This is a genomic window from Exiguobacterium alkaliphilum (genome assembly GCF_018138125.1).
GTDB classification, from domain to species: Bacteria; Bacillota; Bacilli; order Exiguobacteriales; family Exiguobacteriaceae; genus Exiguobacterium; species Exiguobacterium alkaliphilum.
The window spans coordinates 31,310-43,386 of the sequence record NZ_CP073101.1 but is presented as its reverse complement, the minus strand read 5'-3'; the positions used below and the strand labels follow the sequence as shown (position 1 = coordinate 43,386).

Here is a 12,077-nt window from a genome sequence, read left to right as displayed (position 1 = left end):
AAGAAAAGGAGACGTCATTCCGTCTCCTTTTCGTCTGGTGCCTCGGCTTCGCTTGCTTCAAGTTGCATCATTTTTTGAACGAGGATGTGTCTTGGCATATGCATCAGTTCCTCAAGTGGTACGTTTAATTTCTTGGCAAGTTCGACCGCGGTCTCGGGTGATAGTTGAAGTGGGCGCATTCGCTCCCTCCTTTCGTTCCATTCATTCATTACCGTCAGTATACAGTAAAACGGGATGGAATGAGAATGTGTTCGCGGAACACATTGAAAATCGTCAAACGGTTCGGTCGTTGCTAAGCTTAAGCTAGGAAGTGATCAAATGTACAAACAAGTCGCAGACTATCAATTTCATCAGACAGTCGAATGGTTAGAGCGTGTCGGTGGAGGATGGATGTTGTATTTGGCGCAAACCGGTTTTCTATTTTTTGACGAGACGTTTCAAATCCAATGGAAACTCGCGTGGGAATGGACGCCGTGCGCACTTTATATAGAGCCACATGGAAAGAAAGCGGTCGCGATGTTCCGCGACTTGCAAACATACGGAGTCCTCGACCTCAAAACAGGGACGATGGAGTCTCATCCGATACCACGCGCGTTTCACGAGGATTGGTTCAGTAACTTATCGCATTGGGACGGGGACGATTTATACTTGTACTCGGCAGAGTCCGATCTCGTCGCCTTGAACGTGCGCGACAAGACGTTCCGCTACAGTCGTTACGAGGAAGTCCCTACGTTCGGTGCCGTCATCGACTTGGCGTATCAACCGGACTATGATTTTGAACGTTTCACGGCACCGGGGCTTGTCACGTTGTATGATGAATTGAATCGACGTTTTCTCGTCGAAGATGTCGCGGCGAAGGAACGGTGGGTCATCCCGTACGGCGGGGAGCGAGATACGGTCATCGTCGACCAAATCGGAACGACGACCGCCATCACGTCGACGACGTCGTTCCAGTTGTTTGACCGCGAGCACGAACGCTTCTCTTCTGACGTGTGTGCCGAGAACGCCTTATTGAAAGTCATGTTGTTAGACGAGTTGGGTGACCGGCTCGTCGTCTTGTCAACGCCACGCCGGTTTTGTCACAGCTGGATTCAAGTGTTCGAGCGTTGACGTTCCTGAACCTCATTCAAGGTTCAGGAATTTTTTGTGAAGACTCTGATGAAAGACCGTCAAAACGGGAAGAGTCTTGTGAGATGGAGAGGAGAGGACAAGAATGGAACGATTAGGACAGCATTTGGTCCGCTGGCGCTACATAGTTGTCGCGATTTGGACCCTACTATTGGCGGTATCGGTTTATTTCGGGCTACAGCTCCCTGGTGAGTTGAGGGGGAACGGGTTTGCGATTCAAGACGGTCGCTTCGCCCAAGTGGAAGATCAATTGAATGACCGGTTCGACCGGGCCGGGGCGTCGATGATCGTCTTACTTGAAGGCGGGGACCTCGACGCGGTGCTCGACGCACAGCGCGATCAACTCGAAACGGTGAACGGTGTCGAAGGTGTCATCACACCGAATGAGAATCCGGACGCGCGGTCCGGAGACGTCGCGTATTTGCTCCTCGAGTTTGACGACTACGAGACGGCCGAGGCGTCAATCGAGGCCGTCCGGGACGCGTTGATCACCAATACGGATACAGACGTACGCTTGACCGGTGAGCCGGTGTTTGCCGATGACTTGAACGAGGCATCGAAGAACGACTTGATTCGGGCCGAGCTGATTGGGATTCCGGTCGCGCTCGTCGTTCTCTTGCTCGTTTTCGGGACACCGCTCGCGGCGTTCATGCCACTCTTTGTCGGGGTGATCACGTTCATCGTGGCCGCCGGGGCGCTCTTTTTCTTCGCCCAATCGATGGAGCTTTCGATTTTCGTATTGAACGCGGTCGCCATGATTGCCATCGCGCTCGGTATCGATTTCTCGCTCCTGCTCGTCAACCGTTATCGTGAAGAGTTGGCAAAAGGGAAGTCGCGGGAAGCGGCAATCGTTCGGACGGTCGCAACGGCGGGACGTTCGATTCTTTTCTCAGGGCTTTGTGTGTTCGTCGGTTTGGCCGGGTTGTTGTTCATTCAAGTGGACGTCTTCCAAGCCATCGCGCTCGGCGCGCTCATCGCCGTCGCCGGTGCCGTCCTATCGGCGCTCACACTGTTGCCGTCAGCACTTTACATCGTCGGCGATGCGATCAACAAAGGACGTCTCATCAAGACGAACGAGGTCCGTTCTGAAGTGCGCTGGCAACAGCTCGCCCGTTTCGTGATGAAACGTCCGGTCGTGATGACGCTCGTTGCGCTTCTCCTCTTGTTGCCAAGCCTTTGGTTCGTTCGCGATTTAGAGCTGAACATTCCGGCCGCCGATGCGTTGCCGACATCGTATGAGTCACGTGCCGCCTTAGAACGCTGGGATGATGTGTTTGGCGCGACCGCGACGGATGCAGTCCTCTTGTTCGAGACGAACGATTTGACCGACTCGATGATTTTGGACGAGCTGGTCGCGTTGACCGACGAATTGAACGAAGAACCGATCGTCGATAACGTGACGACGTTCTTGACGGCATCCGGGCTCGAACCGGAAGCGTTCCAACAGCTCGCCGAAGTTGCTCCGGAACAACTTGAGGCGTTCGACCGGCTCGTCACGCTTGACGGCAATACGGACCTCGCCCTCGTCAACGTCAGCTTCGACGTGCCGCCGAGCGATAAAGAAGCGCAGGCGTTCGTCCGCGATTGGCGCGAGAAGGGGTTCGAGGTCGGGGGCCCGGCTGCGTTCAACGAAGAGATTTACGAGGAAATCTATGACAGCATCCCGTATGCCGTCATCACCGTCATCTTGGCGACGTTCGTCATCCTCATGTGGGCGTTCCGTTCCATCTTGATTCCAATTAAAGCGATCATCATGAACGTGCTCGGTCTCGGCGCGACGTTTGGACTCCTCGTCATCATCTTCGAATCGGGTTACGTCTATGACGCCGAGACGATCAGTATTTTGACGCCGGTGTTCATCTTCTCGCTCGTGTTCGGCCTGTCGATGGATTACGAGGTGTTCCTCGTCTCACGGATTGAAGAATATTACCGGGAGACCGGGGACAACGATTACGCGACGGAGATGGGACTCGCGAAGACGAGTAAAATCATCACGTCCGCTGCAATCATCATGATCGTCGTCACCGGCGCGTTCGCCTTCACCGGTGTCAGTCCGATCAAGCAACTCGGGGTCGGGATTGCGCTCGCTATCTTTATTGATGCGACAATCATCCGGATATTGCTTGTCCCATCCTTGATGAAGCTGTTCGGGGACTGGAACTGGTGGTGGTTCGGCAAGAAGAATTTACCGAAACGTAACTTACACTAAATGTACAGTTAATGAAAGAATACTGAAATTGTGGTAAACTGATTCTATTATTACGCGCAATTTTAGAAAGGAAGGGTTTTATGGATACCGAGAGGACGTGGCCTCTGTTCCAACTGCCGGACTTCTAGCGTTGAGTTTTTACAGCTGAATTCATGTAAAAATCAACAAACGGAAGATCGGAGATGGAACAGATGGAACCGCAGCTACGACTGAGGATCCTCCTCTCCGTTGAAAACGGGGAGGACAATCGGAATGAAACGAGTTGCTACCATAGTGCTCGGAACGCTGATTATGGCGTTCGGTTATTATTATTTGAATGAACAGTTTGGTTTGGCAGAAGGGGGCTTCGTCGGGTTATCGTTACTCGGCCGCTATTTATTTGATATCGATCCGGCAATCTCGATGATCGTACTCGACATCCCGTTCTTTTTAGTCGCATTGTGGTGGAAAGGCTGGCGTTTCGTCGGGCAAGCCGTGCTTGCGGCGTCGTCACTTTCGCTCAGCTATGCGATGTGGGATCGGCTCGACTTGCTCACGTTTGACGTACAAGTGTGGCCGGCAACGCTCTTTGCCGCCATCGCGAGCGGTATCGTGACCGGTTACGGTCTCGGGCTCGTCTTAAAGTCAGGCGGAGCGACGGGAGGGGACGATTTGTTCGCCCTCGGCTTGTCGAAGTGGACCGGAATTTCGGTCGGAACGATCCTCATCGCCTTTGATGTGATCGTCTTGGCGATTTCGCTCATCTATTTGCCGCTGTCGAATGCACTGTATACGCTCGTCGCCGTCTCGATCGCGGGACGTGTCGTCACGAAGATGATGACGGACGATGTGATTGAACAGCCTGCGCCGGCAGTCATGAAACCGAAGCTTGCACCAAAAAACGATCTCGCGTGAGATCGTTTTTTGTTTGAAATCATTGAATTGAACTTGCGATTCGTAATAAATCGTCTTTAGACAGGCGATGCCCCTTGTAATCAATCGCATATTCGACGCCTCCATCTTGCCAGCTCACCATTTGAGTGTCGTCCACGTCATTGAAATAAGCGTTTGACCCATCCCCTAATGTGACAGGTTCGTCCCACGTCGCGACATGGTTCCAACCGAGGTCTGTCGTCGCCCAGACGGTCAACTGTTCCGTGTCGTTTTTATAGACGAGACGAGCCTGATTTAATTGAATCACGTTGCCATATGTATCCGTCGATTTTAGAGGGAGATAGGTCGGCTCCGAAACTTCAAACGGAATAAAAGCGGTCGTGAAAGCGATAGGAAGAGGGACTGAACTGCGACCGATGAGTAGCAGTATGAAGGCGAATCCGAACAGATAAAGAAAGACACGTCTATTTTTTCTTCGTTCATTTGATGGAAACATACAAAGCTACTCCTTTTGAACAATTGATTGAATCTGCGTTCCTCAGTAACGAATGTCACAGCTTTTTCATCGCAACGTGCTTTACACTCGACATAGAAGGAGTGAAGCACAATGAAATGGATGATTCCAAAACAGCACGGCGCCTGGTCGATGCTGATTTTACCGTTTTTACTTGGTGGCATCGTCGGCGGCTGGACGCTCGCACACATCCCGTTCGCCATCGCCTGGCTGTTCGTCTACATGGGTACGTTTTTCTTGTTCCAATACGTGAAGCAACGGAAAAAGTCGCAAGAACTGCTTCGTACAGTCACCCTCTATCTGTTAATTGCAACCATCGCCGCGCTCCCTGTCTTCCTGACCGAATGGCGTCTCATATGGTTCGTTTTTGCGATGCTCCCGTTCGGTCTCGTCAACGCTTATTTCGCTAAAATGAAGGACGAGCGCAACGTTTGGAACGACGTCAGTGCCGTCACCTCGTTTTGTATCGGCGGGGTGGCCAGCTATTACCTCGGGGCGCGCGTCGTGGACGGGACGATGGTATGGCTATTCGTCTTACCGTACTTCTACTTTCTTGGCAGCATCTTTTACGTGAAGACGATGATTCGAGAGAAAAAGAGCCAAACGTATCGAAACGTTTCGTGGGGCTACCACGTCTTGCTCGTCATGGCTTTTATCGTGCTCGGTAATCCGTTACTTGCGTTGGCCTATGCGCCGAGTCTCATCCGAGCGATTGGTTTTTACGGGAAACAAGTCCCGATTATGCGCATTGGCATCATTGAAATCGCGAATTCTGTGTTCGTCCTAATCTGTCTGAGCGCCTATTTATATGTATAGAAGGGGAGACCCTTCTTTTTTAGTCGCTCGACGACGTACTCGAGATGACGGCCACTGTCGCGGCGGCCGTGGCCGCTTGTTGCATCGCGAGCAGATGGGCGAACGTTCCATGAAGTAGCAGTTCGCTCGCCTCTTCGGTAATGGTGTCGGCGGCGACGAGCTGCAAGGCGATGGTTAACGCATGCGTGTTGAACCAACGCTGCTTCTCGGTTTCAGCTACGACGATGTCGACCACGGCCTGGACCGTTTCGTCGGTCGGTTCGGTGACGATTGTGAGCAGGGCGAGCGGTGGCAGATGTTCGTTTCGGACGGTGATCTTTTGCCGTTGGAGCCGCTCCCGCCAATCGAGGAAGCGTGTGACGGCATCGGTCGGGTCGAGTTCACTGAAGGTGAGCAAGTGCGAAACGAGCTGGAGTTCGTTCGAGCGGGACACGTGGACCTTCAATGCCTCGTAGTACGCCTCGATGCGTTCATTCAAAGTGCTATGGTCGTCAAACGCTTGGACGAGGACGAGGGCGGACAATAAATCTTCTTCGCTCGTCAGCCACGGATGATGTTGTTTGAACGTTTGATAGAGGGACGTCGCCTCGTCGAGTCGGCGTTCCGGGTCGTCGACGTTCAGCAGCTGACTCGCGATGAACGGACGCAACGTGCTGTAACGGAAATGTTTCCGGTCGAGTAACTGATCGAGGCGTAGTGCCTCGTCGATTGCCGGGGCGACGTCTTCATATTTGGCGTCAAGGAATGAGAGCCAGACGAGACTGTTCGTTCCGCGGAACTTTGAGAACATGCCTGTCCTTTGTTTTAAGGCGGCCTGCGCTTGTTCAAACCTGGATGGGTCGAACGGGGCATCGTGAATGGCATAATGGATGGCCATCAACCGCCGGAAGTCATCGGTGAGCGACCATTTGGTGGCTTGTTTGATTGCATCGAGTGTCTCAACGTAACGGGTGTAACGCGTCGTCATTGTACATTCCCCCTTTTTATACGTATACGGACCACCACGAAAAATGATTCAAAAAACCGCCACGGGATTTTTCCGTGGCGGTTTGTCGTCATTGGACTTGTGTGTAGAGCTTCTGCATATACTCGTTCACTTCATCGGCTGCTTGGAACATCATGAACGAGTGTTGCAAGATGATCTCTGGCGAGAAGCCGAGGTCGAGGTCGAGCGTCGATGCGAGTGTGACGTCACGATCGCTGTCGAGGACGCAACGGAAGTATTTGAACTCTTGGTTGAACTCGTTCAAGGCGTTCAAAATCGGCAAGTCTTCGACGTAATCCGGTACGTGCGTCACGGTCGCGGCGTAGAGCTCGGCGTCCGTCGTCTTTTTGTTGAAGGCGATAATCATAACGGGCTGAGCCCCAGATTTAGTCGTTTCACGCGTCAAAAACGTTACGTGCGTATCTGTCTCGCTCTCTTTGAACGTCATGTTGCGTTCAGCGACGAGCGCTTTGAATGATTCCACTTTTTCTTCGAAGTTCACAAAGAAGTCCCCCTTAAAAGTCGTTACTCTAACTTTCGCCCATTTGGCTAGGGAAAGCAAGGGGAACTAGCGTTTCATCAACATTTTGATGGCCTCTTCGACCGTTTCCGACGTATCTTCGCCATCTTGTTGCGCCGTGATGATGCATTGCTCTAAATTCTTCGCGACGATAATCGTCGAGGCGCGGTCGAGCGCCGAACGGGCCGCGCTCAACTGGGTGACGACGTCACGACACTCTTTCCCTTCTTCCATCATGCGAATAATGGCCCGGATTTGACCTTCGACACGCTTCATCCGATTCAACACTTTCGCATCGTATTGATACTGTTCCATTCGATTCACCTCTATATAAAAATCGTTCAGTAACCCAACTATTTCTTGTGTAGTCTCATCTTAATACGTAGGGGAGTATGTGTCGAGTGACAACGTTTGATGGGAAGAATTTTTGAACGTTTACCATTTCGTCAAACATATTCCTTGCAATTAAATACCGCAGGGGGTATATTAATGACGTGGAAGTTAATTGTGCAACAAATCACAAACTCGAGTTGGACGCCCGCAACCAAATGAAGAGTAAGAACACCTCATTACACAAGAAAAGGATGGAGTTATAACCGATGAAAGCATCAGCTTTGAAACGACAAATGGATTTTGAAGTACCTGTGAACATCGTTGACGTCCGTGAACGCGACGAGTTTCAAGAAGCGCATATTGCCGGTGCGAACAACTATCCGCTTTCAGAGATGGCGGATTGGATTGACACGCTCGACCCGGATCAAGAATATATCGTTCTCTGTCGTTCAGGCGCACGCAGCACGCAGGCGACTTGGCAAATGGAGGCGAAAGGCTATAAAGTGGTCAATATAGAAGATGGCTTGATGAGTTGGCCAGGTGAAGTCGTCAAAGGAGGAAATGAGCAATGAGTAAAAAAATCGTAATCGTCGGTGGGGTCGCCGGTGGCGCTTCAGCAGCCGCACGCCTTCGTCGCTTAAATGAAGAGAACCAAATCGTCATGTTCGACCGGGGGGAGTATATCTCATTCGCGAACTGTGGTCTTCCATATTATATCGGTGACGTCATTCAAGACCGTCAAAAGCTGCTCGTCCAAACGGTCGAGGGAATGAACAAGCGGTTCCAGCTCGATATCCGCAATTTGACGGAAGTGACGAAAATCAACCGTGCTGAGAAAACGGTCACGGTCAAACACGTTCAAACGGGCGAGACGTATGACGAGTCTTACGATGTGCTCATCTTGTCGCCGGGTGCGAAACCGATTCGCCCGAACATCCCGGGGATTGAAGAAGCGGAAGACATCTTCACGCTCCGCAACATCCCAGATACGGATCAAATCCGCAGCTATGTCGATGAGAAAGCGCCGAAACATGCGACGGTCATCGGTGGCGGGTTCATCGGCATCGAGATGGCTGAAAACTTACGGGAACGTGGCGTCGATGTCACGCTCGTCGAGATGGCCGACCAAGTCATGACACCGCTCGACCGTGAGATGGTCTCACCGGTTCACGAACACATGCGTCTCCATGGCGTCGATCTTCAGCTGTCTGACGGTGTCGATTCCTTCTCTGAGAAAGGGAAACGTGTCCACTTGAAGAGTGGTCGCGTCATCGATACCGATATGGTCGTCTTGTCAATCGGTGTCGTGCCAGAATCGTCGATTGCGACGGAAGCAGGCCTTGAAACAGGCATGCGCGGCGCCATCCGCGTCAACGAGAAGATGCTCACGTCAGACCCGAACATCTACGCGATCGGGGACGCCGTCGAGGTGCTCGACTATGTCTTCAAAGAGCCGACGGTCGTTCCACTTGCATGGCCGGCCAACCGTCAGGGCCGCCTCGTCGCGGATATCATTAACGGTCGCGATGTGAAATACAACGGGACGATGGGAACGGGGATCGCTAAAGTCTTCGATATGACCGTCGCGTCGACAGGTTGGAATGAGAAGCGTTTGAAAGCGGCCGGTAAAGCGTTCGAAGCCGTCCACGTACACCCGGGTTCGCACGCAGGTTATTACCCGGGATCGACACCGGTGTCACTCAAGCTCTTATTCCACCCGACAACCGGTGAGATTTACGGTGCGCAAGGTGTCGGCATGAACGGTGTCGAAAAACGAATCGACGTGATTGCGACAGCGATGAAAGGCGGATTGACGGTCCTCGACCTCCCAGACCTTGAACTCAGCTACGCACCGCCGTTCAGTTCGGCGAAAGACCCGGTCAACATGATCGGCTACGTCGCCTCGAACGTCGTCCTCGGCGACAACGAAGTCGTCCACTGGGATGAGATTGAAGGCTTGGTCAAAAACGGCGCGACATTGCTCGACGTCCGTGACGAGTCGGAACATGAACTTGGGAAAATCCCGGGATCGATTAACGTCCCGGTCAACTCGCTTCGTGACAACTTGGACAACTACAGCAAAGACGAAACGATTTACGTGACATGCCAAGTCGGTCTTCGCGGATACCTTGCTGCTCGCATCTTGCGTCAAAACGGCTTCAAAGTGAAGAACTTGAGCGGTGGCTACAAAACATGGTCACAAGTGAAGCGTGATTTCGATGCGATTGAGGAAGGCACGAAGACTGCGGCGGACGAAACAGCCGCGACAGCTACGAAGGAGGCACCACAAGCAATGATGAATCAACCAATCGGGGAACCGATTTTCCTAGATACGTGCGGTCTGCAATGCCCGGGACCGATCTTAGAAGTAAACAAAAAAGTCGCTGAACTAGGCGAAGGCGAGACACTTCGTGTCCTCGCAAGCGATCCAGGCTTCTTCGCTGACATCGAGGCGTGGGCGAAAAAGACGGGCAACAAACTCGTTTCGAAACAGTTCGTCAACGGTCGAGTTGAAGCGATTCTTCAAAAAGGAAATGGCCCTGCGGCCGTCCAAGCAGGTGCACCAGCAGCTGACGGCGCATCGATGGTCGTCTTCAGCGGTGACCTTGACCGTGCCCTCGCTTCATTCATCATCGCCCAAGGTGCGGCGGCGATGGGTAAAGACGTGACGATGTTCTTCACGTTCTGGGGTCTCAATGTCATCCGTAAACCGGACGCACCGGAAGTGAAGAAACAAGGTCTCGAGAAGATGTTCGGCATGATGATGCCGTCACACGCAGGCGAACTCCCGCTCTCGAACATGAACTTCGGTGGCGTCGGACAGAAGATGATGAAGAAAGTCATGAGTGACAAGAACGTCCCATCACTCGACGAAATGATTAAGTCAGCCCAAGAGGCAGGCGTCAAAATGGTCGCTTGCACGATGTCGATGGACGTCATGGGCATCAAGGAAGAAGAGTTAATCGATGGTATCGACCTCGGCGGTGTGGCAGCATACCTCGGGGCAGCTGAAGGCGGCAACTTGAACCTCTTTATCTAATCGCATCGAATCGTAAGGACGACCGGTCACGTGACCGGTCGTCCTTTTTTACGGCCGCGTCAAACGATGAGATTGTTGAAAAGGATTGCAATTTTCAAATATTTTTCCTATAATTCTAAACATGTTAAGAAAGTTGACATAACTTTCACTTATGACTATTCATACTTATGGAGGATTAAGCAATGGAGAATATGATTGAAAAGTTTGTTGGGCAAGCGAACGACCTGCTCTGGTCGTCGGTGCTCATCGTCGTCCTTGTCGCCTTAGGCCTTTACTTTACGGTCCGGATGGGCTTCGTCCAGTTCCGGATGCTTCCGGAGATGTTCCGTCTCTTGTTCAAAGAAGGGATGAAACGTGAGAAAGGCCAAGTCTCGTCGTTCCAGGCATTCGCCATCGGTACGGCAGCACGTGTCGGTACAGGGAACATCGCGGGTGTCGCGACGGCGATTGCCCTCGGTGGTCCAGGAGCCGTCTTCTGGATGTGGCTCATCGCCCTCATCGGTTCGGCGTCGGCTTTCGTAGAGAGCACGCTCGCGCAAGTATATAAAATCCGCGACGGACGCACATGGCGCGGGGGACCGGCTTACTATATGGAACGCGCCCTCGGCCAGCGTTGGCTCGGGATTTTGTTCGCCATCCTCATCACGTTCTCGTTCGGCTTCGCGTTTAACTCGGTTCAGTCGAACACGATCTCGCTCTCGATGAGTAACCAGTTCGGCGTCAGCACGACGACGGTCGGGGTCATCTTGGCAATCGTGACAGCTGCGGTCATCTTCGGTGGGGTTCAATCGATCGCCATCTTATCGAGTATCATCGTCCCGGTCATGGCAGGTGGATACATCTTGCTCGCGATGTGGATTATGATTTCGAACGCTTCATTATTGCCAAGCGTCTTTGGCCTCATCTTCTCAGAAGGTGTGCTCGGGATTCAGCAACTGTTCGGCGGAGCGATTGGAGCAATGGTGCTTCAAGGAATCCGTCGTGGGCTCTTCTCAAACGAGGCTGGGATGGGTTCGGCCCCGAACGCGGCCGCGACAGCAGAAGTATCGCACCCGGTCAAGCAAGGCTTGATTCAATCGTTTAGCGTCTTCGTCGATACGCTCATCATCTGTACGTCGACAGCGATGATTATCTTGTTGTCTGGCGTAGCTGGTTCGGAATCGTTTGCTGGTGTCGAGTTGACACAAGCCGCGCTCACGGCCGAAGTCGGTCCGATTGCGACATCGTTCTTGACGGTCGCGATCTTCTTGTTCGCGTTCAGCTCGATTCTCGGAAACTACTACTACGGAGAGACGAACATCCAGTTCATCTCGGAGAAGAAGATTTATGTGACGCTCTACCGCATCGGTGTCGTTGGTATGGTCCTCTTCGGGGCAATCCGTTCGGCCGGTCTCGTCTGGTCGATTGCCGATGTGTTCATGGGTCTCATGGCGCTCGTCAACTTGTATGCCATCTTCCGCCTTGCGAAAGTGGCGCGCCTCGTGCTTGACGATTATTTGGAGCAACGCCGCCAAGGCGAAGACCCGGTATTCTATGCCGATTCGATTGAAGACCTTCCAGGTCGTGAGTACCTCGAAGCGTGGGAAACGGAATCGGAAGAAGTCAAAACCGGTACGATCCGCTCATAACGAAAGAACCGTCTACGAACGTGCGTAGACG

12 protein-coding genes are annotated in these 12,077 nt (G+C 52.5%); 7 read left to right on the top strand and 5 right to left on the bottom strand.

Features of this window, described 5'->3' with window-relative positions:
- Nucleotides 1-14 precede the first annotated feature (14 nt).
- Entirely contained in the window at nt 15-179 is a 165-nt protein-coding gene (locus tag KB235_RS00275; RefSeq protein ID WP_081825796.1) for a YycC family protein, read from the bottom strand.
- Nucleotides 180-318: 139 nt separating this feature from the next.
- Between KB235_RS00275 and KB235_RS00270 the strand changes: the two genes are divergently transcribed.
- The 3 genes from KB235_RS00270 (at nt 319) to KB235_RS00260 (ending at nt 4,231) form a co-directional block, all read left to right on the top strand.
- Nucleotides 319-1,110: a hypothetical protein gene (locus tag KB235_RS00270; protein WP_034804293.1), complete on the top strand. Its 792-nt coding sequence runs from the start codon at nt 319-321 to the stop codon at nt 1,108-1,110.
- Nucleotides 1,111-1,213: 103 nt separating this feature from the next.
- A complete protein-coding gene (locus KB235_RS00265) occupies nt 1,214-3,337 on the top strand; it encodes an MMPL family transporter (protein ID WP_211780069.1) in 2,124 nt (707 codons plus the stop codon).
- A 252-nt stretch (nt 3,338-3,589) separates the two neighbouring features.
- A complete protein-coding gene (locus KB235_RS00260; RefSeq protein WP_034804289.1) occupies nt 3,590-4,231 on the top strand; it encodes a YitT family protein in 642 nt (213 codons plus the stop codon).
- A 19-nt stretch (nt 4,232-4,250) separates the two neighbouring features.
- Here the strand turns inward: KB235_RS00260 and KB235_RS00255 are convergent, their stop codons facing one another.
- Nucleotides 4,251-4,517 carry a hypothetical protein gene (locus tag KB235_RS00255; protein ID WP_156028800.1) on the bottom strand — a complete coding sequence of 89 codons (267 nt, stop codon included), beginning with the start codon at nt 4,515-4,517 and terminating at the stop codon, nt 4,251-4,253.
- A 300-nt stretch (nt 4,518-4,817) separates the two neighbouring features.
- On the opposite strand from KB235_RS00255, the gene KB235_RS00250 reads away from it, so the two are divergent.
- The gene (locus tag KB235_RS00250) at nt 4,818-5,540 is read left to right on the top strand and encodes a YwiC-like family protein (protein WP_211780068.1); all 723 of its coding nucleotides are present in this window, start codon (nt 4,818-4,820) and stop codon (nt 5,538-5,540) included.
- A 19-nt stretch (nt 5,541-5,559) separates the two neighbouring features.
- On the opposite strand, the gene KB235_RS00245 is transcribed toward KB235_RS00250, so the two are convergent.
- The 3 genes from KB235_RS00245 to KB235_RS00235 all read right to left on the bottom strand — a co-directional run bounded on the left by KB235_RS00245 (nt 5,560) and on the right by KB235_RS00235 (nt 7,360).
- Nucleotides 5,560-6,507 (bottom strand): DUF4003 family protein, encoded by a 948-nt coding sequence (locus KB235_RS00245; protein ID WP_211780067.1) that lies wholly within the window; start codon nt 6,505-6,507, stop codon nt 5,560-5,562.
- An 88-nt stretch (nt 6,508-6,595) separates the two neighbouring features.
- Complete coding sequence (locus tag KB235_RS00240) at nt 6,596-7,027, bottom strand: type III secretion system chaperone family protein (RefSeq protein WP_034807535.1); 432 nt, start codon at nt 7,025-7,027, stop codon at nt 6,596-6,598.
- A gap of 66 nt (nt 7,028-7,093) precedes the next feature.
- Complete coding sequence (locus KB235_RS00235; protein ID WP_021068154.1) at nt 7,094-7,360, bottom strand: metal-sensitive transcriptional regulator; 267 nt, start codon at nt 7,358-7,360, stop codon at nt 7,094-7,096.
- 284 nt (nt 7,361-7,644) lie between these two features.
- Here KB235_RS00235 and KB235_RS00230 point away from each other — a divergent pair, with 284 nt between their 5' ends.
- From KB235_RS00230 to KB235_RS00220, 3 genes are all read left to right on the top strand, one after another.
- A complete protein-coding gene (locus KB235_RS00230; protein ID WP_034807533.1) occupies nt 7,645-7,950 on the top strand; it encodes a rhodanese-like domain-containing protein in 306 nt (101 codons plus the stop codon).
- The gene (locus KB235_RS00225; protein ID WP_211780066.1) at nt 7,947-10,418 is read left to right on the top strand and encodes a CoA-disulfide reductase; all 2,472 of its coding nucleotides are present in this window, start codon (nt 7,947-7,949) and stop codon (nt 10,416-10,418) included. The genes KB235_RS00230 and KB235_RS00225 overlap by 4 nt, the downstream gene beginning before the upstream one ends.
- A 182-nt stretch (nt 10,419-10,600) precedes the next feature.
- On the top strand, nt 10,601-12,046 hold the full coding sequence (locus KB235_RS00220; protein WP_211780065.1) for an alanine/glycine:cation symporter family protein: 1,446 nt from the start codon (nt 10,601-10,603) through the stop codon (nt 12,044-12,046).
- The last annotated feature ends 31 nt before the right edge of the window (nt 12,047-12,077 follow it).

What these genes read in the sequence shown, in the direction of transcription:
- KB235_RS00230 (WP_034807533.1), top strand. Translation starts at nt 7,645, where the DNA reads ATGAAAGCATCAGCTTTGAAACGACAAATGGATTTTGAAGTACCTGTG.
- KB235_RS00270 (WP_034804293.1), top strand. Translation starts at nt 319, where the DNA reads ATGTACAAACAAGTCGCAGACTATCAATTTCATCAGACAGTCGAATGG.
- KB235_RS00250 (WP_211780068.1), top strand. Translation starts at nt 4,818, where the DNA reads ATGAAATGGATGATTCCAAAACAGCACGGCGCCTGGTCGATGCTGATT.
- KB235_RS00260 (WP_034804289.1), top strand. Translation starts at nt 3,590, where the DNA reads ATGAAACGAGTTGCTACCATAGTGCTCGGAACGCTGATTATGGCGTTC.
- KB235_RS00265 (WP_211780069.1), top strand. Translation starts at nt 1,214, where the DNA reads ATGGAACGATTAGGACAGCATTTGGTCCGCTGGCGCTACATAGTTGTC.
- KB235_RS00275 (WP_081825796.1), bottom strand. Translation starts at nt 179, where the DNA reads ATGCGCCCACTTCAACTATCACCCGAGACCGCGGTCGAACTTGCCAAG.
- KB235_RS00235 (WP_021068154.1), bottom strand. Translation starts at nt 7,360, where the DNA reads ATGGAACAGTATCAATACGATGCGAAAGTGTTGAATCGGATGAAGCGT.
- KB235_RS00225 (WP_211780066.1), top strand. Translation starts at nt 7,947, where the DNA reads ATGAGTAAAAAAATCGTAATCGTCGGTGGGGTCGCCGGTGGCGCTTCA.
- KB235_RS00245 (WP_211780067.1), bottom strand. Translation starts at nt 6,507, where the DNA reads ATGACGACGCGTTACACCCGTTACGTTGAGACACTCGATGCAATCAAA.
- KB235_RS00220 (WP_211780065.1), top strand. Translation starts at nt 10,601, where the DNA reads ATGGAGAATATGATTGAAAAGTTTGTTGGGCAAGCGAACGACCTGCTC.